Annotated in this window: 23 protein-coding genes; 2 read left to right on the forward strand and 21 right to left on the reverse strand. The window is 25.9% G+C overall.

All coding sequences use genetic code 11. The features are described from left to right. Positions 1-13 precede the first annotated feature (13 nt). The 8 genes from hrcA to gpr form a co-directional block, all read right to left on the reverse strand. A complete protein-coding gene (gene hrcA / locus AC4FQ1_RS03440; RefSeq protein ID WP_303128456.1) occupies positions 14-1,045 on the reverse strand; it encodes a heat-inducible transcriptional repressor HrcA in 1,032 nt (343 codons plus the stop codon). Between the two features lie 172 nt (positions 1,046-1,217). Then, positions 1,218-2,342 carry a radical SAM family heme chaperone HemW gene (gene hemW / locus AC4FQ1_RS03445; protein WP_303128454.1) on the reverse strand — a complete coding sequence of 375 codons (1,125 nt, stop codon included), beginning with the start codon at positions 2,340-2,342 and terminating at the stop codon, positions 1,218-1,220. A 102-nt stretch (positions 2,343-2,444) separates the two neighbouring features. After that, on the reverse strand, positions 2,445-2,885 hold the full coding sequence (locus AC4FQ1_RS03450; RefSeq protein ID WP_303128451.1) for a hypothetical protein: 441 nt from the start codon (positions 2,883-2,885) through the stop codon (positions 2,445-2,447). Positions 2,886-2,967: 82 nt separating this feature from the next. Further along, positions 2,968-3,243 (reverse strand): hypothetical protein, encoded by a 276-nt coding sequence (locus AC4FQ1_RS03455; RefSeq protein ID WP_303128448.1) that lies wholly within the window; start codon positions 3,241-3,243, stop codon positions 2,968-2,970. A gap of 125 nt (positions 3,244-3,368) precedes the next feature. Next, complete coding sequence (gene lepA / locus AC4FQ1_RS03460; protein WP_303128446.1) at positions 3,369-5,174, reverse strand: translation elongation factor 4; 1,806 nt, start codon at positions 5,172-5,174, stop codon at positions 3,369-3,371. A 127-nt stretch (positions 5,175-5,301) separates the two neighbouring features. Further along, entirely contained in the window at positions 5,302-5,673 is a 372-nt protein-coding gene (locus AC4FQ1_RS03465) for a sporulation-related protein NgaS (protein ID WP_303128443.1), read from the reverse strand. Between the two features lie 70 nt (positions 5,674-5,743). Beyond that, positions 5,744-6,802, reverse strand: a complete 1,059-nt coding sequence (locus tag AC4FQ1_RS03470; protein ID WP_491168930.1) for a stage II sporulation protein P — start codon at positions 6,800-6,802, stop codon at positions 5,744-5,746. Positions 6,803-6,872: 70 nt separating this feature from the next. After that, entirely contained in the window at positions 6,873-7,847 is a 975-nt protein-coding gene (gpr, locus tag AC4FQ1_RS03475; RefSeq protein WP_303128439.1) for a GPR endopeptidase, read from the reverse strand. A gap of 173 nt (positions 7,848-8,020) precedes the next feature. Between gpr and rpsT the strand changes: the two genes are divergently transcribed. After that, positions 8,021-8,284, forward strand: coding sequence for a 30S ribosomal protein S20 (gene rpsT, locus AC4FQ1_RS03480; protein WP_024615134.1), 264 nt, complete (start codon positions 8,021-8,023; stop codon positions 8,282-8,284). Between the two features lie 109 nt (positions 8,285-8,393). On the opposite strand, the gene holA is transcribed toward rpsT, so the two are convergent. From holA to AC4FQ1_RS03540, 12 genes are all read right to left on the reverse strand, one after another. Then, on the reverse strand, positions 8,394-9,428 hold the full coding sequence (gene holA / locus AC4FQ1_RS03485; protein WP_491168975.1) for a DNA polymerase III subunit delta: 1,035 nt from the start codon (positions 9,426-9,428) through the stop codon (positions 8,394-8,396). A 23-nt stretch (positions 9,429-9,451) separates the two neighbouring features. Next, entirely contained in the window at positions 9,452-11,146 is a 1,695-nt protein-coding gene (locus tag AC4FQ1_RS03490; RefSeq protein WP_491168931.1) for a ComEC/Rec2 family competence protein, read from the reverse strand. A 55-nt stretch (positions 11,147-11,201) separates the two neighbouring features. Then, entirely contained in the window at positions 11,202-11,555 is a 354-nt protein-coding gene (gene spoVAE, locus AC4FQ1_RS03495; RefSeq protein WP_303128430.1) for a stage V sporulation protein AE, read from the reverse strand. Positions 11,556-11,574: 19 nt separating this feature from the next. After that, positions 11,575-12,591: a stage V sporulation protein AD gene (gene spoVAD / locus AC4FQ1_RS03500; protein ID WP_491168932.1), complete on the reverse strand. Its 1,017-nt coding sequence runs from the start codon at positions 12,589-12,591 to the stop codon at positions 11,575-11,577. A gap of 25 nt (positions 12,592-12,616) precedes the next feature. After that, on the reverse strand, positions 12,617-13,054 hold the full coding sequence (gene spoVAC, locus AC4FQ1_RS03505; protein ID WP_303128594.1) for a stage V sporulation protein AC: 438 nt from the start codon (positions 13,052-13,054) through the stop codon (positions 12,617-12,619). A 137-nt stretch (positions 13,055-13,191) separates the two neighbouring features. Further along, positions 13,192-13,947, reverse strand: coding sequence for an RNA polymerase sporulation sigma factor SigF (sigF, locus tag AC4FQ1_RS03510; protein WP_303128426.1), 756 nt, complete (start codon positions 13,945-13,947; stop codon positions 13,192-13,194). Positions 13,948-13,956: 9 nt separating this feature from the next. Then, positions 13,957-14,391, reverse strand: coding sequence for an anti-sigma F factor (spoIIAB, locus tag AC4FQ1_RS03515; protein WP_491146763.1), 435 nt, complete (start codon positions 14,389-14,391; stop codon positions 13,957-13,959). Between the two features lie 15 nt (positions 14,392-14,406). Then, positions 14,407-14,742, reverse strand: coding sequence for an anti-sigma F factor antagonist (spoIIAA, locus tag AC4FQ1_RS03520; RefSeq protein WP_491168976.1), 336 nt, complete (start codon positions 14,740-14,742; stop codon positions 14,407-14,409). 155 nt (positions 14,743-14,897) lie between these two features. Next, the gene (locus tag AC4FQ1_RS03525) at positions 14,898-17,186 is read right to left on the reverse strand and encodes an AAA family ATPase (protein ID WP_491168933.1); all 2,289 of its coding nucleotides are present in this window, start codon (positions 17,184-17,186) and stop codon (positions 14,898-14,900) included. 164 nt (positions 17,187-17,350) lie between these two features. Then, positions 17,351-18,025 (reverse strand): deoxyribose-phosphate aldolase, encoded by a 675-nt coding sequence (gene deoC, locus AC4FQ1_RS03530; RefSeq protein WP_303128417.1) that lies wholly within the window; start codon positions 18,023-18,025, stop codon positions 17,351-17,353. A gap of 90 nt (positions 18,026-18,115) precedes the next feature. Beyond that, a complete protein-coding gene (locus AC4FQ1_RS03535) occupies positions 18,116-19,171 on the reverse strand; it encodes a DNA polymerase IV (RefSeq protein ID WP_491168934.1) in 1,056 nt (351 codons plus the stop codon). Between the two features lie 3 nt (positions 19,172-19,174). Next, positions 19,175-20,143, reverse strand: coding sequence for a DUF4003 family protein (locus AC4FQ1_RS03540; RefSeq protein WP_491168935.1), 969 nt, complete (start codon positions 20,141-20,143; stop codon positions 19,175-19,177). A 320-nt stretch (positions 20,144-20,463) separates the two neighbouring features. Here AC4FQ1_RS03540 and AC4FQ1_RS03545 point away from each other — a divergent pair, with 320 nt between their 5' ends. Next, a complete protein-coding gene (locus AC4FQ1_RS03545; RefSeq protein WP_303128408.1) occupies positions 20,464-20,877 on the forward strand; it encodes a hypothetical protein in 414 nt (137 codons plus the stop codon). Between the two features lie 32 nt (positions 20,878-20,909). On the opposite strand, the gene AC4FQ1_RS03550 is transcribed toward AC4FQ1_RS03545, so the two are convergent. Further along, on the reverse strand, positions 20,910-21,200 hold the full coding sequence (locus AC4FQ1_RS03550) for a Dabb family protein (protein ID WP_303128407.1): 291 nt from the start codon (positions 21,198-21,200) through the stop codon (positions 20,910-20,912). Positions 21,201-21,241 lie beyond the last annotated feature (41 nt).

The following is a 21,241-nucleotide window of genomic DNA, read 5'->3' on the forward strand; positions in this document are numbered from 1 at the left end:
CACCTCGTCTCTTTTATTTTTTAGACTGTCCTTTAAGAGTTTGATTAAGCTCTTTCATGACTTGTGCCATTATTGCAATTACCTTTGAATAATCAATTCTTCTAGGTCCTATAAGTCCAATAGTACCTTTTGCATTATCTCCTAAAGAATACTCAGCTGATATAACACTACACTCTTTTGCTTCTGGAAGATAATTTTCATCACCAATCTTTATTGTTATATCGCTTTCAGGTTCTATTAGTTCCACAACGCAATCTTTATTATGAAGAAGTGATAATATTCTTTTTGCATTTTCTATGTCATTATACTCAGGAAAGTTGAATATATTAGTTGCACCTTCCATAAAAACTCTTGAAGTATCGTCTTCCTTTAGGCACTGATAAAGTGCTGGAATTATTGCATTAAATACTTCATCTTGACCATCTAAACCTATTTTTAAATGATTTATAACTTCTAAGTTAATTTCATCTATAGATAGATTTACAAGTCGTTTATTTAATACTTCATTCATCTTATTTAATATATTTATTGAAGGTACTTTATCTACTTTTATTATTTGATTTTTTATAAGTCCACCATCAGTAACTATTACTGCTAATAAACTTGAACTATCGACTCTCATAAGTTGAATTGATTTTATACAACTCATACTAAGAGATGGTGTTTTTACAACACATGTAAGATGAGTTAATTCTGAAAGTAAAGTACTTGCATTTTTAACTATCTTGTTAACCTCAAGCATTGCTGAGTTTATAACATACTCTCTTATTTTTAAATCTTCTTCTTTACTTAAAATTGGTTTATCCATCAAACTATCTACATATAGTCTATATCCTTTGCTAGATGGAACTCTTCCTGCTGAAGTATGAGGTTGTTCTAAGTACCCCATATCCTCTAAATCTGCCATTTCATTTCTTATTGTTGCAGAACCAACACCTAAATTATAGTTTTTAGCTATTGTTCTAGATCCAACAGGTTCACCAGTCTTAATGTAATCATTGATAATAGCTTCTAATATTTTTATCTTTCTATCATCAATAACCATATCATCACCTCTACTTGTTAGCACTCACTAACAACGAGTGCTAATGACTATATTTAAATAATATTCTCGTTACATATTTTTGTCAACGAGAATATTTGCTTTATTTTAACTTTTAAAGATATTTATATGATATTATATTTATTTTTCTTTTAATTGCTTCATTTTTCTATCACTATTTAATAAATTCACTCATAACGTAATTTGATACTTCTACACCTTTTGAAGTTAAATATATATAGTTATCTTTATCCTCTATTAGTCCTTTTTTTATATTTTTATTTATAACATCACCATATACATCCTCTATATTTTTATCAAACTTTCTCTTAAAATTATTTTTATCTATTCCTTTAATCAATCTAAGCCCTAAAAACATAAATTCTTCCATATCTTCTTTTTTACTATTTTTAATAATAGATTCTTCTACTGCTTCTTTATTATTTATTTTATTTATGTATTCTTTTATATCATCTATATTTTTTATTCTGTTACTATCTATATATGAGCTTGCAGATACACCTACCCCTATATACTCTTCAAGTTTCCAATAAATTTTATTATGCTCGCACTCTTTATTTTCCTTTGAGTAATTTGATATTTCATACTGATGATAACCATTAGATTTTAATATATCCTTTGTTATGTTATACATTTTCCTTTCTTCGTCTTCAGTTGGTAATTTTAATAATCCCTTTTCATTCATATTATAAAAAGGTGTTCCTTGTTCTATTATTAAACTATAACAAGATATATGTTCTGGATTTAATTTTACTATATCTTCTAAACTCTTTTTATAATCTAATACACTTTGATTTGGAAGTCCAAACATTATATCTATATTTATATTATTAAACCCGAATTCTCTTGCCCTATTATAATTTTCCTCAAATTCTTTCATTGTATGTATTCTTCCTATTTTTTTTAATAAATTATTATTTGTAGTTTGAAGTCCCATACTAATTCTATTTATACCATTATCCTTAATTATTTTAAGCTTTTCACTTGTTAAAGTTCCTGGATTACATTCTATGGTTTTTTCTGAACCTTCTTTATACTTTAAACTGTTTAAACATACTAATAAATTATTTAAATTTTCTTCTTTTAAGTATGAAGGAGTTCCTCCCCCTATAAATAAAGTTTTTATAATTTTACCTTTACATTTTAAATTTATTTCTTTAATCAATGAATCTATATAACTATCTTCTAAATTTTCTTTTCCTGCATAAGATGGGAAATCACAATAAAGACATTTCTGCTTACAAAAAGGAATATGCACATATAGTGAAATTTCTTTCATCCTTATCACCTTCTTCTCTATATTTATATATTTTATTTATTATAACAAAAAGAAGAATCTAATCCTTATTAAATTAGATTCCCCTTTATTTTAAAAATTATTTTATAATAACGCTTCTGCTTGTCTCTTTAAATTTTCAAGTTCTTTGCTTTCAGTTTCTATTACTGAGAAGTCATGTATATCTTTAAAATTATAAAAATAATTTGCAAAGGCAATTTTTTGTGATCTATTAATATCAAGATCAGTTGCTATTTTATCTAAATAATCTACTTCAACTTCACCATAATTACCATCTACTAAAGCTAATCCTACTAATTCAAAATAAACTATTCTTTTTATTCTTTCTTTACTATTTTTTAAAATTTCTAGTGCTTCATCATAAGACACCGCACCAATTTTACTTAAATCTAAATTAAGTTCTTTCAAATAATCTTTTATTAGTCTCTTTTCTTCTCTTGCAAGTACATGATCTATGTTAGCAAACTCATTTACTAAATTTATAAAAGCTATTGCTTCTTTATTGTTTAACTCTTTTAAAAACATTAATAAACCTCCTTTTCCTTTGTTTTATTATACCTTATATTTACTAAAAATTCACTTAACCTTATTATATCTTAAACATATTTTAACATTTCTTTTCCCATATATCTATATTATCTATATTGTGAATAAGAAGATTTTTCTGAACTCTATAAATTTTTGTTACTATTTCTTCTCCATTTAATACTACTTTTAAATCTTCATTGAATCCATTATTTAATATATAAGAATCTATTTTATTTCCTTTTAAACTTATAGGAATTATTTCTCCGTTTATTCTTTTTAGTGTACCTGTTATTATTCCTTCTTTTCTTAACTTTTTACACTTTATATTTACATCTCTTAAATTAATTTCTATCATAATATACACACCTCCGTAATTTCTTATAGTAATGTATATTCAAAAAGATATAAATAATTCCACATATTAAATGTTATTTTAATTAAAAATAAGAGTCTAATACAAAATGTATTAGACTCTATAAATTAATCTACTTTTAATATTGACATAAATGCTTCTTGTGGAACTTCAACTGAACCCACTTGTCTCATTCTCTTCTTACCTTCTTTTTGTTTTTCAAGAAGTTTTCTCTTTCTTGAAATATCTCCGCCATAACATTTAGCTAAAACATCTTTTCTCATAGCCTTTACTGTTTCTCTAGCTATTATCTTTGAACCAATAGCTGCTTGTATTGGAACTTCAAAAAGTTGTCTTGGAATAATTTCTTTAAGCTTTTCAGCTATTCCTCTACCTTTATGATAAGCTCTTTCTTTTGGAACTATCATTGAAAGAGCATCAACTACATCACCATTTAAAAGAATATCAAGCTTACAAAGCTCTGCTTTTTCGTATCCTTTAAATTCATAATCTAATGATGCATAACCTCTAGTTTTTGATTTTAATGTATCAAAAAAATCATAAACTATTTCATTTAGAGGTATATCATAATTAATTACAGCTCTTGTTTCTTCCATATATTGCATATCAATATATGTTCCTCTTCTCTCTTGGCAAAGTTCCATAACAGCTCCTACATATTCAGTTGGAGTAATTATTGAAGCCTTAACAATAGGTTCTTCCATATAATCTACTTCACTCATTTCTGGTAGATTTGTTGGATTTGTTATATCTAAAACTGTTCCATCAGTTTTCTTTATTTTGTATATAACTGATGGTGCTGTTGTAATAATATCAAGATTAAATTCTCTTTCTATTCTCTCTTGAATTATTTCCATATGTAAAAGACCTAAAAATCCACATCTAAATCCAAAACCTAATGCTACTGATGTTTCAGGTTCAAAATTTAAAGCTGCATCATTTATTTGTAACTTTTCAAGTGCTTCTTTAAGTTCTTCATACTTTGCTCCATCTACTGGATATATACCTGAGTATACCATTGGAATTGCTGGTTTATAACCTGGAAGCGCATCTTTAGTTTCTCTTCCACTTTCAGTTATAGTATCACCAACTCTAGCATCCTTTACATTTTTTATAGATGCTGTAATGTATCCAACATCTCCAGCTTTTAATTCATTAACTGGTAAAAAGCCTGGAGTAAATACACCAACTTCAGTTACATCATAAACTTTATTAGTTGCCATAAACTTTATTTTAGTTCCTCTTTTTACAGTACCATCTATAATTCTTACATAACTTACAACACCTTTATATGTATCATAATATGAATCAAAAACTAAAGCTTTAAGCGGAGCTTCTTCATCTCCATTTGGAGCTGGTATATCACGCACAACAGCTTCTAATACTTCTTCTACATTTAATCCTGTTTTTGCAGATATCATTGGAGCATCTTCTGCTGGAATACCTATTACATCTTCTATTTCTTGTTTTATTTCATCAGGTCTTGCTGATGGAAGATCTATTTTATTTATAACAGGTGTTATTTCCAAATCATTGTCTAATGCTAAATAACAATTTGCTAATGTTTGAGCTTGAATACCTTGAGTTGCATCAACAACTAATACAGCCCCTTCACAAGCAGCTAAACTTCTTGATACTTCATATGTAAAGTCTACATGACCTGGAGTGTCTATAAGATTTAATATATACTCTTCCCCATTATCTTTTCTATATATAAGTCTTGCAGCTTGAGACTTTATTGTTATTCCTCTTTCTCTTTCAAGTTCCATATTATCAAGTACTTGTTCTTCCATTTCTCTTTTTGTTAAAGTACCTGTAATTTCTAATAATCTATCTGCTAATGTTGATTTACCATGGTCTATATGTGCTACTATTGAAAAATTTCTAATAAATTTTTGTCTATCATTTTTCATATATAAAATCTGCCCTTCTTATATAAGAAAGCAGTTATTTCACCCCCATATATTAAAGTCAAGCTAAATTATATCATACTTTCCTTAGGTAGTGTCAATATTTATAGGGTATATAACTGCCTTTATTTTAAGATATTAATTTTTGTATTAAATTTTGTATATTTATTATTACGCTTTTTAAACTATCTGTAACTTTATAAAATTTATCTTTTATAAAGTTAACTAATTCAGATTCTTTCTTAATTCTTAAATTATTATCATTTATATTCAATAAATAATCTCCGTTTTCCTTATTATATATTTTAACATCTGCATTATCTTGAATAAAATTATTAAAATCTTCACCAAACTCTGTATTAACAATTTTTTTATTATCATCAGTGTTACCAACTGGAGATAATGATTTTGTATTTATTATATTTACTTTTATTAAGCTAAAAAAAGCTAATAATACTATAACTACCGAAAATATAATTATTGAGTACTTTTTTAATTTCATAAAGTTCACCTCACTTATTTTAAATAATAGACACTTTATAAAACTTTTATGCAAAAGTACTCATTATTAATTACTTACCGTTTATATATTCTGCTATAACTCTCGCAATATATTTAGCTGACGTCATTGCTTCCTTTGATGTATTTATATTAGACCCAACTTCAAATAATATTGAATTACTTAATATATCTTGATTAAGTAAATTAATTCCCCTGTTCCATGTTTCACTTGTTACAAGACCTGGATATAAAGAATTTGCAATATTATATAATTTTTTCCTCATCTTTTCATTAGAACTAAATTTAGAACTTCCTCTTGTATTTAAAAACATTATTCTTGCCATACTTTGCTTATTTATATTTACTGTAAATAAATCTTTAGTTCTATTTGTTGCTTTCTTTTTATCTATACCATCTCTATGAATATCGATTACTAATTTAAAATTATCTCCATATTTATCATAATATTTTTTTACCGTATCTCTTGATCTATTATAACTATCATTATACGAAACATCATGTACAGTTTTATCATGTATTACTGATATACCATAATTTTCTTCTAACTCTTTTGTAATAATTTCTCCAACTCCAACTACATTATGATTACTATCATCAGTAAAGTTCTTTGTTTCTGAATAACCTTCTCCTGTATGAGTATGATAAATTAAAACCTCAGGCTTAGACTGATTTAACTCTTTTTTAAGTTTTGGGTTATATAAATTATTTTTTTCTTCACTTGTATATTTTATTATAGATTCAGAATCAAGCTCAAAAGGACTATATCCTGAATCTTCTTTATTCTCTTTTACATAATCATCTATTTTAAACATTGGAATTTCATTGCTTACTAGCTTTTCTAAACTTAAGTCTGATAAACCAAGTGCCTCTAATGCTATATTTTTTAATGAAAAATTATTTTCATAATAAGCTTCTTCATCATAAACTTGAGTTTTGACTAAAGGCATTGAAAAATTTAGAAGTTCAACGTAAGCTAATCCGCCTCTTTCACTATTATTTTTCATTATATATATACATCTACCAAAAAATATCACTAGGCATACAAGTAAAATCATTATTCCTATATCCATAGAGCTTTTTCGCCTTAAATTATTACTATTTAAACCCACACTCTATCCCCTCCTCACTTTTAAAAGTATATGAGGGAATTTACATAATTATTATATCTTTATTTAATTTTTAATTCATAAATTTATTTATATCTTCCATTTCTAAATTAGGTTGAACTGCAATATTTACACCATTTGCAATTATTTTTGATAAAGAATCTATCACTTGATCTACTTCCTTTGGAGTAACCATTAAATCACCAACATAAGGATTAAGTAATTCTTTTATAAGCATTCCTTTTTCATATTTATCTACACCTTTTATCATATTATAAAATTCTGATCCTTTTTCTGATTTGCTTATAAGTTCATCTATTACTAAATCTATACTATCATTTGCAATAGTTGCTGCATCAACAACTGTTGGAACTCCTATGGCTATAACCTTAACACCTAATGTTTCTTCATTTATAAGCATTCTATGATTATTAACACCAGCACCTGGTGATATTCCTGTATCGCTTATTTGTATAGTTCTATTTACTCTTTCTATTTTTCTTGAAGCTAATGCATCTATACATATAACCAAATCTGGATGTATTTTTTCCACAAGTGCTTTTATTATTTCTCCTGTTTCTATTCCTGTTATTCCCAAAACCCCAGGTGCAATAGCACAAACAGGTATTATAGAATCATCTATAGACTCTGGAATAACTTCTTTTAAATGTCTTGTTATCATTATCTTCTCTACAACCTTTGGCCCTAAAGCATCTGGAGTTACCTTCCAGTTTCCAAGTCCAACTACTAAAGCTGTCTTTTTTTCATCAATATCAACTAATTTTTTAAGAGTTATGCCTACAGTTTCTGAAACATTATCCATTAATTCTCCATCATATATTGTATATTCTGGAATGTCTATAGTTATATATGTTCCTATAGGTTTTTCTAATTTTTTTGCACCTTCATTATTTTTTATTTTTACTGTTGTAATCTTACTATCACTAATTACTTCTTCATTTACAATAACACCATCGATCTCACCTTTATGAGCTTTTGAATAGTTTTCCTTAGCTTCAATTGCAAGGTCTGTTCTAAAATTCAACATAATGTCACCTCTTTAATTTTATACTTTCAAAATTATTTTTCCTTTTTGTTTAAATTTAATACTTGAATATAATAAATTTCAATGCTATAATATGGTTTGTTGAATGTAAACTCGTACGCAGATTCCCCAAAACTGCAGAGAGGCCCTATAAAATTTAGAGGGGGTGAAAAGTAATGGCAAACATAAAATCAGCTAAAAAAAGAATTAAAGTTACTCAAACTAAAACTTTAAGAAATAGAATGGTTAAATCAGCTTTAAAAACTGAAATAAAGAAGTTAGAAGCTGCAATCGCTGCTAATAACGCTGAAGAAGCTAAAGCTGCTTTCGTTCAAGCTACTAAAGCTTTAGACATGGCTGCTTCAAAAGGAGTTCTTCACAAGAACATGGTTGCTAGAAAGAAGTCAAGACTAGCTGCAAAGTTAAACGCTATGGCATAGTAGTAACATAAACCGACCTTTAACGGTCGGTTATTTACTTTCTACAACTTTTATCTTGAATAAATATTTTCAAGAAATAAAAACACCCCAGAAATTTCTGAGGTGTTTTTTATTTCTTCACCATTGCTATATTTATTAAAAATAATTCTAGCTCTGACTTTTTATCTCCTAAACCACTTTTTAAATTTTTATCTACTTCTACACAAAGCTGTAATATTTTTTCTAATTGTTTTAAAGAAAACTTATTACTTTGTGCTACAAGTTTTTCAACAACAAATTGTGGTATTCTATATTCACTTACAAAATCATTTATTTTTTTTCCTAATGATAATCCAACTTTTATATCATATAATCTTTTAAACTGATTTTGTATAGATGTAATTATTAACATATGTTGATCTGCTTTAAATAATAGTTCATTTAGTATATCAAGAGCTCTTTCTATTTTTTTTTGTGATACTAAATCAACTAAATCAAATACATCATCTTCACTTTTATTAGGTATTAGCATATCAATATCTCTTTTAGTTATTTCTCTTCCTACAGTATAATCAACTAATTTACTTACTTCCTTTTGTGCAATCTCTAAATTCATAGGAATCTTCTCACAAAAATATCTAAGTTCTACTTTATTTATATTTTTTTTATTTGTTTTAAATATATTGTCTACTCTCTTATAAAATCCATCCCTTTTTAACTTATCTATTTGGACAATAGTAGTAATCTTATCAAGAGCCATTATATTTTTATTTTTCTTTAAAGTATCTCTTTTATCTCCGAATACATGGTATAAAACTAATATTGTATGACCTGGCATATCTTTTAAATATTCTTTCATACTATTATAAAAACTTTTATTTGAAGCATCTAATTTTTCTTTTAAAAATTGACATCTATATACAATGACTACTTTTTTTTCAGCCATAAATGGTAATGTTTCACAAGCATTTACTATTTCATCAAATTCACATTGAACCCCATCAAATTTTACTAAATTTAAGTCTTTTAAATTTTCATCAATATATGGACTTATAACCTTACCTATGGCTTCTTTTATAAGTTCTTCATCCGGTCCACAAAAAATATAAGAATTTTTTATATTCCCAACCTTTATATCTTTTTCTAACGTTTCATAATTTATCAAGCTAATCACCTTTCAAGTAAAATCTATCTTACTAATATTTTTTCTCCTAATATAACTATACTAGTAACATCATCTTCTTTGAAATTAATTATATCATATTTAATATTGCTTTTATTATTAAAACTCATGTTTAAATAATATTTAGTTTCATTTACATTTAATATATAATCTTTATTAAAAGTTTCTAAAAAGCAATTTTCTTTTATTACTATTCTTTTTGTATTCTTATAATAATTATTAGAAGCATATACAGATTTCATTTTATTTACATCAATATTATCATTAGATAATAAAATTCTTTTTCCTTTATACGAAACTAAAAGTGTATCTTTATATTTATACTCTATTTTAGGATTTATACTATATAAACTAATTGTTATAAAAACTATATATGATAAAGGTAATATAATAATTTTCTTATATCCTCTGTTGTATATAAAAAATGTTATTAAAAGACTAATATAAAAATATCCATAATACTCATTTATATACATCATATTAGGTGTGATTTCTAAAAATAATTCACTTATATTATCAAAAATTATTATAATATTTTTTAATATAAAACTAATATAATTAAATAGAAAATCTATATTTATAAAAAGTACTGATATTATGCTTATTGTTAATATTAAATTTATTATAGGAATAAGTATTAAATTTCCTATAATAAATCCTATAGATATTTCATTAAAAAATATTATAAGTATTGGTAAAGTAAATAATTGAGCACTTAATGATATACTTAAAGTTTCTCTAATTACCTTAGGTAATTTATAAAATTTTTTATTTAAAGTTTTGTTGTATAATATAATACCAATAGTTGCTCCAAATGATAATAAAAATCCAACTTCAAATATGCAATATGGAGATATTAAAAATATTATTATAGAGCTTAATGCCAAACTACATATATGATTATATCTCCTTTTTAAAATTACTCCCAAGTTTATAATAAACAACATAATAAATGCCCTTACACTTGAAAAAGCCATACCAGTCATAATTACATAAAAAAATGTTATTAAAAGTGCAAATTTTTCTTTAAATAACTTTTTCATAATTAAAAATATAACCCCTATATGAAGCCCTGATACACTTAATGCATGTATAATTCCAAATCTTTTCATATCTTCTTGATCTTCAAAATCTAAAGCTTTATCTTTTCCAAAAGTAATTGATGTTATAAGACTTGCCTTTCTAATTCCAATATTATTTTCAAGTTTTTCTTTAAACTTTTCTCTTATATTAGAAAGTTTTGTATTTATATCATTATTATCTATAGTCCATTTTTTTATTTCATAATTTCCTATTCTTCCACGCTTTTTATCTAATTTTCTTTCAAATATTCCTTTGCACTTTATTACTACTCCTTCTTTTAAATTAGATATATCTCCCTTAATAAATACTTCTCTTCCTTTTATATTTCCTATACCACCATAAGAATATAATTTTTCTATTCTTATCTTTTCAATGTTATTTATTTTTAAATTATAAAAATTTATATTTATAGTTATTCCAATTATAAATATAATAATCGTAAATATAAAAAATTCAGCTCCCTCTTTTAATATAACCCATAAAAAGAAAAGGCTAACTATGGTGATAGCTAGCCAAATATCATTATCAAAATATTTATAATATATACTACTAAAAAGTAAAGATACTGCAATATATATAATAGGTAACCTTACTTTTCCTATTTTATTTATGTTCAATTAGCTCACCTCTAATAGTGAGTATAGACAATTAATTATAAAATTTATTCTAAATTTATTTACTTTTAGGCTTAAAAATAATTGCCATTATGTAACCAAAAATTATAGCCGCTGTTATTCCTGCTGCCGCTCCTTTTATACCCCCACTAAAAGCTCCAAAAAATCCTATTTTATCAACTTCTTTTATAGCTGATTTAGCCAAAGAATTTCCAAAGCCAGGCAATGGTATTGTTGCTCCCGCTCCTGCAAAATCTATAAGTTTGTCATATATACCAAAGGCTCCTAATACTGCTCCTATCGTTACAAATAAAACTAAAATTCTTCCTGGTGTAAGTTTAGTTTTATCCATTAAAATTTGAGCTATAACGCATATAATCCCCCCAATTATAAATGCTTTTACGTAATCCATATTTTATTTATCTCCTTCCTTAATCCATCTCTATAGCTACCGCATGTGCTATACCAGGTATACTTTCTCCTTGAAGAGATGATGTTGTACTCATTAAAGCACCTGTTGATATTATAAGAGCACTCTTTATTTCTTTTCTCATTAATTTTTTATATATATATCCACATGTAACTGTTGCTGAACATCCACATCCACTTCCACCAGCCTCTGTGCCTTGAAGTTCATTGTTAAATATTATATCTCCACAATCTACATGATTATTTCTTATATCATATCCATATTCTAATATCAACTTATCACATATTTCCTTACCTACTTTTCCAAGATCTCCTGTTGCTATTATGTCATAATCTTTTGCTGTTCTTCCCGTATCTTTGAAATGATTATATATAGTATCAACAGCAGCTGGCGCCATTGCAGCTCCCATATTGTTAGCATCCTTTATTCCATAATCTTTTACTACTCCAGTAGTAACATATGTTATTTTAGGAAAATTCCCTTCTTTCCCAAGAACCATTGCACCAGATCCTGTTACAGTCCATTGAGCTGTTTTACATCTCTGAGCACCATATTCTAAAGGAAATCTAAATTGTCTTTCAGCAGCACAAAAGTGAGATGAAGTAGCTGCTACTACATAATTTGCAAATCCTCCATCTATTATAAGAGATGCTAGACTTAAGGATTCTGACATGGTTGAACATGCACCATAAAGTCCAAAAAAAGGTATATTTAACTCTCTTGCTGCAAAACTTGATGAAATTATTTGATTTAATAAATCTCCTGAAAACATATAATCTATATCTTCTTCTTTTAAATTTGCTCTTCTTATAGATTCTTTTATTGATGTATACATCATTTCACTTTCAGCTTTTTCATAACTTTCTTTACCATAAGTTTCATCATTTAATACTTGATCAAAATATGATTTTAATGGTCCTTCCCCTTCTTTTGGTCCAACAATTGAAAAAGCTGAAATTATTTTAGGAGGATTTTTTAATTTTACAGTTTGCCCTCCTACTTTTTTTATATTATCCACATTAATACCTCCATTCATAAGCTAATTAAAATATTTTTATTAGATAGTATATTAATCCAATTATTACAGATGATCCTATTCCATAAACTAATACTGGTCCAGCTATTGTAAATATTTTCGCTGCAACTCCAAAAACAAAACCTTCTGTTTTAAATTCGATAGCTGGTGCAACAACAGCATTTGCAAAACCAGTTATTGGTACAACAGTACCAGCTCCTCCATAATTTGCAATCTTATCATATATACCAACTCCCGTTAATAAAGCTCCTAAAAATACCATTATTATTGCTGTTATACTTGATACTTCATCTTTTGAATATCCAATTCTTAAAAATATATCTGATACTAACTGACCAACATCACAAATTAATCCTCCAACTATAAAAGCTCTTATACAATGTCTTGTAAGCTGAGGTTTAGGTTCAGTTTCTTTAGTTATTTTTTTAAATTTTTCTTTTACCATATTTTCTTTATTATTTTTTCTTTTCAAACCTATTCTCTCCTTTCAAAAATATATATCATTATTATTTGTAAAATAATTAATCTAATTCTTATAATTAATATTTTCATAAAAAAAGAATGAGATTTTAAAATCTCATTCTAATCTGACAATTTTTCTTTCATTTTAGATAATACTTTTTTTTCTATTCTAGATACCTGAACTTGACTTATACCTAACATTTTTGCTACTTGTACCTGGGTTTTATCTTTAAAATATCTAAGTATTATAATTTGTCTTGACTTTACATCTAATGTTCCTATAGCTTCTTTAAGCGCTATTCTTTCTATCATTTCAGAATCTTCTTCAGCATTTTCACTTATTTTATCTATAAGAAGTACTGGTGCACCATCATCTTGATGTATAGTATCATACAAATATTGCATGCTTGATGATGACTCTAATGCAATTATAATCTCTTCCTTATCTATAGATGAATACTCTGATAATTCATCTATAGTAGGTTCTCTATTTAACTTTTTGGTAAGCTCTTCTTTAGCATAATGTAATTTTCTCGCTAATGTTTTTACATTTCTACTTACCTTTATAATTCCATCATCTCTTAAAAATCTTTTTATTTCTCCTATAATCATAGGAACTGCATATGTTGAAAATTTAACATTAAATGATTCATCAAAATTTTTTATAGCTTTTACAAGACCTATCGAGCCAATTTGATATATATCTTCATAATCGTATCCTCTATTAGAAAACTTTTTGCTTATAGATGATACCAACGGTAAATTCATTTCAATTAATCTGTCTAATGCCTTTTTATCACCATTTTTAGCTAAAGGCAACAATTCAGAATTGTCATCATAATTAAATTCCTCTCTTTTATAATTCTCAATGCTCATATTTTTCCCCTAATCTATTTCAGTATCAATATTTTTCTTCATAACAACCCTTGTACCTTTTCCTTTTTCACTATATACTTCCAAACTATCCATAAAACTTTCCATAACCGTAAATCCCATTCCTGATCTTTCAAGATCCGGTCTTGAAGTGTATAAAGGTTCTTTTGCCTTTTCAACATTTTCTATTCCTACACCAAAATCTGATATTATTATTTCAACTAAAGTTCCAGAAATTGAGGCATCAATTCTTACATTACCATCTTCTTTATTTTCATATCCGTGAATAATAGAATTAGTTACACCTTCTGAAACAGCTGTTTTAATATCTGTAAGCTCCTCTATTGTGGGATCTAATTGAGAAACAAAAGCTGATACTGCAACTCTTGCGAAACCTTCGTTTTCAGATTTGCTTAAAAATTCAATACTTATTTTATTATCGTACATTATAAAACCCCTCCATTAAATGCACCTTACTGCCTCATCTACAGTATTAAAGTTTTTTATAATTTTAAATAATCCAGATAATTCAAAAACTCTATTTACACTTTTACTTACATTAGCAACGCAAATATTACCTCCATTTGCAGAAACCTTTTTATATCGTCCTACAACAACACCAATTCCTGAACTATCCATAAATGTTACTTTACTAAAATCTAATATAACATTTGTTATGTTATCTCTGTCTATTCTATCATCAATTTTAACTCTAATTTCTTGAGAACTATGGTGATCTAACTCGCCAATAAGATGAGCAATCAACTTGTTTTCTATAATATTAAATTTAAGATACATACATAATACCCTAAAGTTCCCTTTAGAGTAATTCACCTCCTCATCACCCTTTTCTTCCATATTTTAACATATAACTTTCTTTCAAGTCAATTACTTTACATATTTTATATATTTTAAAAAAATAAGGAGCAGTTTTTGCTCCTTATAACAATCTATTAATTATTATATTTTTCTATTTCTTTATTTATTTTTTTATAAAAATCTTCTACAGTTTCATCATTATCTAATATTAATGTTTCTATTGCATCATTTATTGTTTCCATTTCGTATATATGAAAGTCCCCATTTTTTATAGCTTCTTCAACTTCCTTATTTAATACTAATTCATCTTTATTAGTAGATGGTATTAAAACCCCTTTTCCTTTAATACCTGTAGTTCTTTTACATACATTAAAAAATCCCTCTATTTTTTCATTTACTCCACCTATAGGCTGTACTTCTCCAAATTGATTTAAAGATCCTGTAACAGCTATACGTTGATCTACTCCAATTTTACTTATAGCAGATAACATAGCTATCATTTCTGCAACTGAAGCACTATCGCCTTCTATAAGTCCGTAGCTTTGTTCAAAACTTAAATGAAGATTTATAGGTAACTTTTTATATGGTGATACTAAACTATATAATAACCCTGTTAATATTTTTATTGATTTTTCATGAATTTTACCACTTAACTTTGATTCTTTATGAATATCAATAACATTACCTTCACCTTTTAATGCTAAGCATGTTATTCTTAAAGGCTTTCCGAAACTAAAAATTCCAGTATCTAATACAGCAAGTCCATTTACATTCCCTATACATCTTCCATCTGTCTTTATAAAGATTTTATTTTCTTTATACATATCAGCATATTCATCAATTATGCTGTCCTTCTCATATATTACTTCTTCTATAAATTCTTTTAATATTTTATTTTCCTTCTTTATTCTTGCTATATTATCTGCTCTTACTAATATAGTATCTATTTTAAATTCATCTATATTTATCTTTTCTCTATTTGAAGCTGTTCTTGTTAAATACCTTAATAAAACTTTTATTCCTTCATTATCTAAATCTAGTAATTCTTTTTTCTTAATTCTATCTTTTATAAATTCTACTAATTCATTAATTATATTTTTTACATTCCCAATTTCAGTTTTTATTTCACATTTTAATGGAAATAAACTTTTGAATTCTTCATCATGATTATATAAAATTGAATAACTTTCATAATCTCCTATAATTATAACTTTTACATCTATAGGTATTGACTTAGGCTTTAATCCATTTATAGATAGTAATTCTAAATAATTTCTATTACTATCTAAATTCACTTTTCCAGACATCAATGAGTTTTTAAGTTGATAATAGCTATTACCATTTTGAATAAGTTTATTAAGTCTTATTATTAAACAGCCTTCATTTGCCTTAAGAAGTGAACCTGCAGTTATTAGTGAAAGATCTGTGGTATAATTACCATTTTGACTTTCATATTCTATATTACCTATAAGGTTCGCTATATTTGGATCATCTTCATATATTACTAAAGGATGATTATTTTTTGAATTATCTACAATAACTTCAATATTGTATTTTGACAAAATCTTTTCAACTGTTTCATCCTCATCTTCTAAATCTATACTGTAATTTTCTATAAGTTCGTCTTCTATACTTTCATATAAAGCTATTAAATAATTATATACATCGTCATCTCCTATAAAATCTAAAAGAAGATCATCCTTTAAGTTTTCCATTCGTTCATTTATATATTCCCTAAATATAACTTTTATCCTTTCCATTGAATTAACTTCTAAATCTTTTAAATCATCTAATATAATTTCTGCTCTTTCTTTAAGCTTACTAGCTTTTTGAATTATTATATCTTTATCTTTAATATCTAGTTCATCATACTCCTTCTCTGTCATTACTTCTCCTTCGTTTAATGGAATGAATGCAAACCCTCCTGAAGTTGCTTTAACATCAAATCCATCTTGCTTTGCAACCTCAACTAATTCCCCTATATATTTATTTCTTTTAAGATGTATATTTTCTACAATTTCATCTTTCTCATCATCTGATGACATATTGAAAAATTCTAAAAAATTTATCATATACTCTTCTTTTAATTTTTTTATTTCTTTTTTTAAGCTTTTCCCCTTTCCATTAGAAACAAATATAGGAAATGGACTTTTTATATCTTTAATAGTTGCATAGCATATATCTGAAGGAGGCTTTAAAGACTTATATTCATTATCTATGAAATTAACTAACCCATCTATCTTATCTTTTGAAAATGAATCTATAATATACAAGTTATATCCTTGCCTCCTTATATTAAGGGCAGCCTTTATTTCATTGTAAGGAGTATTTATTTCTGGAATATCCTTAATAGTTACCCCATCCCCTTCGTTAACATATTCCAAATCATAAATTATTTCTTTTAGAGTTAATTCTTTCTTCATACTAATGCTTTTACTAAATTCACCTTTAGTAAATTTAGATAATTCCTCCTTATTTTATATTTGTATATTATATTAATATTCTAGTTATTTCATTTTAGATATAATTTTTGAAAATAAAAAAAATCCTTAAGAATTTTTTCTTAAGGATTTTAAAACGTTTTAAATTAATACGTACTATCTGACTCTGTTCCTTCACATATTGCTATTGAAGCAGAAGCTCCTATTCTTGTAGCTCCATTTTCAATCATAACTAAAGCATCTTCTAATGATCTTACACCACCTGATGCTTTAACTCCCATATTCTCTCCTACAGTTTCTCTCATAAGCTTAATATCTTCTCCTGTAGCTCCACCTGTTGAAAATCCAGTTGAAGTTTTAACAAAATCAGCTCCAGCTTCCTTTGATAATTTACAAGCTATAACTTTTTCTTCATCTGTTAAAAGACAAGTTTCAATTATAACTTTAGTTAAAGCCTTTCCTTTAGCAGCTTCTACTACAGCTTTTATATCTTCTTTTACAAAATCATAATCTTTATCTTTAAGTCTTCCAACATTTATAACCATATCTACTTCAGTTGCTCCATTTTGGATAGCATCTTTTGTTTCAAAAACTTTTACTTCAGTAGTTGTAGCTCCTAAAGGGAATCCTATAACTGTACATACTTTAACTTCACTATTTTTAACTATTTCATATGCTTCTTTTACTCTTCCTGGATTAACACATACAGATGCAAAATTATATTTTACTGCTTCTTCACATAGCTTCTTAATTCCTTCACTTGTTGCTTCAGGTTTCAATAATGTATGGTCTATCATTTTTGCTAATTCTTTTTTATTCATTTTTTGCACTCCTTTACATAATGACTCTAATGTGATTATAGAACTTTTTCGACAATATTGTCAATAATATATCATTTAAAAAAAAGCACACTAAAATAATGATATTTGTTCTTCTAAACTTTCTTTAAAGTAAGATACACTAAGCCCTATTAATCTTATATCTTCTTTAAGACTATCTTCTATTAAAATTTCTTTTGCTATTTTAAATATATCGTCAAAACTTCTAATATAATCTTTTAATGTTTTACTTCTTGTATGATTTTTAAAGGAACTAGTTTTATATTTTAAAGTAACAGTTTTTATAAATTTATCTTCTTTTATAAGTATGTCTGATATATTTCTTGAAAAAAACTCCAAATATTTAATAAGTTCTTTTTTATCTTTAGTATCTCTTTTAAGAGTTCTTTCTTTTCCAATAGATTTCCTATCTCTAATTATAGTTACTTTTCTCTTATCAATCCCTCTTATTCTATGAAATACTTCTACACCTTGCTTTCCTAAATATTCAAATAAAAATTCTTTAGAAAGAGGATATAAATCTTCAACTTTAAAAAATCCCATATTGTTAAGTTTACTTACAGACTTACTCCCAAGCCCATATATTTTAGATATTGATAAAGGAAATAAAACTTCTGGCACCATATCCTTACTTATTATCTTTATTCCATTTGGTTTATTCCAATCTGATGCAAGTTTAGCTAAAAATTTATTATAAGAAATTCCTATAGATAAAGTTAATCCTAATTCCTTATAAACCCTTTCTTTTATATATCTTGCTACATTTTCTCCTTTTTCTATAGTACCACTCATCAAATCTAAGTAAGCTTCATCTATTGATAATGGTTCAACTAAATTTGTAACTTCTCTAAATATTTCAAAGACTCTTCTTGATATTTCTTTGTACCTTGAATGTCTTACATTTAAAAATACTCCTGTAGGGCATAGTTGCCTTGCTATAAACAAAGGCATTGCTGAGTGAACACCATATTTTCTTGCTTCATAAGAGCATGTAGATACAACTCCTCTTTCACTAACTCCACCTACTATTACAGGTTTTCCTATTAACTTTTTATTATCAATTTGTTCAACTGATGCAAAAAACGCATCCATATCAACATGAAGTATTATATTTTCATAAAGCTCCATTTACTAGGCTAAAACCTCCTCAAAAATCCCTTGTTTTTTACTAACAAGAAATGAATATACTGAAAAACATATTAATTCATTTAAAAATTCATTTTTCGTTGAATTTTTAAATAACTCATAAAACTCTACTATAACTATAGAAATTAAAGTTCTAAATGTTTTATCCATATAAAAAGCATATTCCCCATCTTCATCACATAAATACTGATTTACTTCATTTATTTTTTCTAAATAACTATTTATATTTTCTTCCCTTTCAATAATTCCAATTAAAGGCAATACTTCATCACTAATTTTCATATTATTTTTATTAAATGCATTTATTAATGCTTTAATTTCATAGGGTGCTGAGGCTTTATCATTTAAAACTATACTACTTGCAATTCCTTGAAGATCATTTTTAGAATAGTGCTCTAAATCTAAAAGATGTTTGAACATGCTATCTATATATTCATGAATATTTTTGGCTTCACCTTTATTTTTATTATTTTTTATTGCAAGAAGAGCACACACCAAATAATCTTCCTCATCAGTAAATCCTTTATAATTTTCTTTTAAAGAATTATAAATTATTTTCATATCTTTTATTGTGCTATCGATGTTATTAAATTCTATATGTTTTGCTATTGTATAAGCTGCTAATACTAAAAAATCATTTTCTTTAAAATCATTTTCTTCTAATATATCATTTATATTTATTACTTTGTCTGAAAACTCTTTATAATTTTCCTCTTTACTTATGAGTATTGATATCATATATAACATATCGCCTCTAAAGCTTGACATTTTATTTGTATTTGTTTTTATATACTTTCTTATTTCTTTTATTTTATCTATATCAATATTATAATCCTCTTCAAATATTAATGATGCAAAATGATTTATATATTCTCCATCAAATCTTAATTTATGCTTTACTAATTTATAATTTTCAATAACCTTATTTGTAATAGAGTATAAAATATTATTCATTATTTAACCATCCCCATTTCTTAATAACAAATATATTATACATTAAAATTCATAATAATCTTTTAATTATTAATTAAAACCAATTTAATTATACTATATTTTTATGTCATTAATATGACTAAAAGTTATTAAATTAACTTCTAGAAGTTAATTTAATAAAATATAAATAGCTTTATTTTTAATTAAACATATTTATATTTACGGTATTTTCTTATACTAACTTTTTATTTTATTAATTTTTCATTTATGTTATAATACTACTTGTTATAATGGATTTATCCAATTGACACGGACTTATATTTAAAAAGGAGAATTTGTTTATGGGATTAAGAGATAAATTTGATAAATATTTTAGAGACTCTTACTTTGAAAAATATGGAGATAGAATAACAAGTGCTTCTGGTACTGTAATTTCAGTTAAAACTGAAAAGAAAAATTATATTATTTTTCATAAATTAATTGTTGATATGATAATCAAACCTGAAGTAGGTAGAGCTGCTATTAAATGTAGATATAAGAAAAGTAGATGGTTTAAAGAACCTGACTTTATTCAATTAAATAAAGGTCATAAAGTAATGATTATGGGACTTAAAGGCGTTAAAGGAAAGAAAGACTCAGAAATTCTTCAAGTTCAAAATATCTTAAATCTAACTACAAAGAAAGATTTAATACCAATAGATCATTCTCAAATAAAAAAAGCTAGACAAACAGCTTCAAGAATGAGACAAAGATAATAAAAGCTACGTATAAACGTAGCTTTTATTATTTATATTTCATAATCTACAACTTTTCTATCTGTTGCAATTTCTTTAACGAATTCTTTAACCTTTAAATGCTTTGGATGATTTTGATAAATATCTAAATCATCTAAATTGTTAAATACTGAATATAAAATTACATCCATACTAGCATTACTATTATTCAAATTTATTCCGACTTCAATTTCGTTTATTTCTTTTATATCTTTTTTTAAATCTTCTAATAATACTTTTAACTTCTTTGCATTTTTCATTCTATTTTCTTCTTTTAAGTTCCACATAACTATATGTTTAATCATAAATATCACCTCTTAATAATTATCTTATAAAATAAATTTAA

The organism is Clostridium sp. TJA020 (assembly GCF_058310295.1).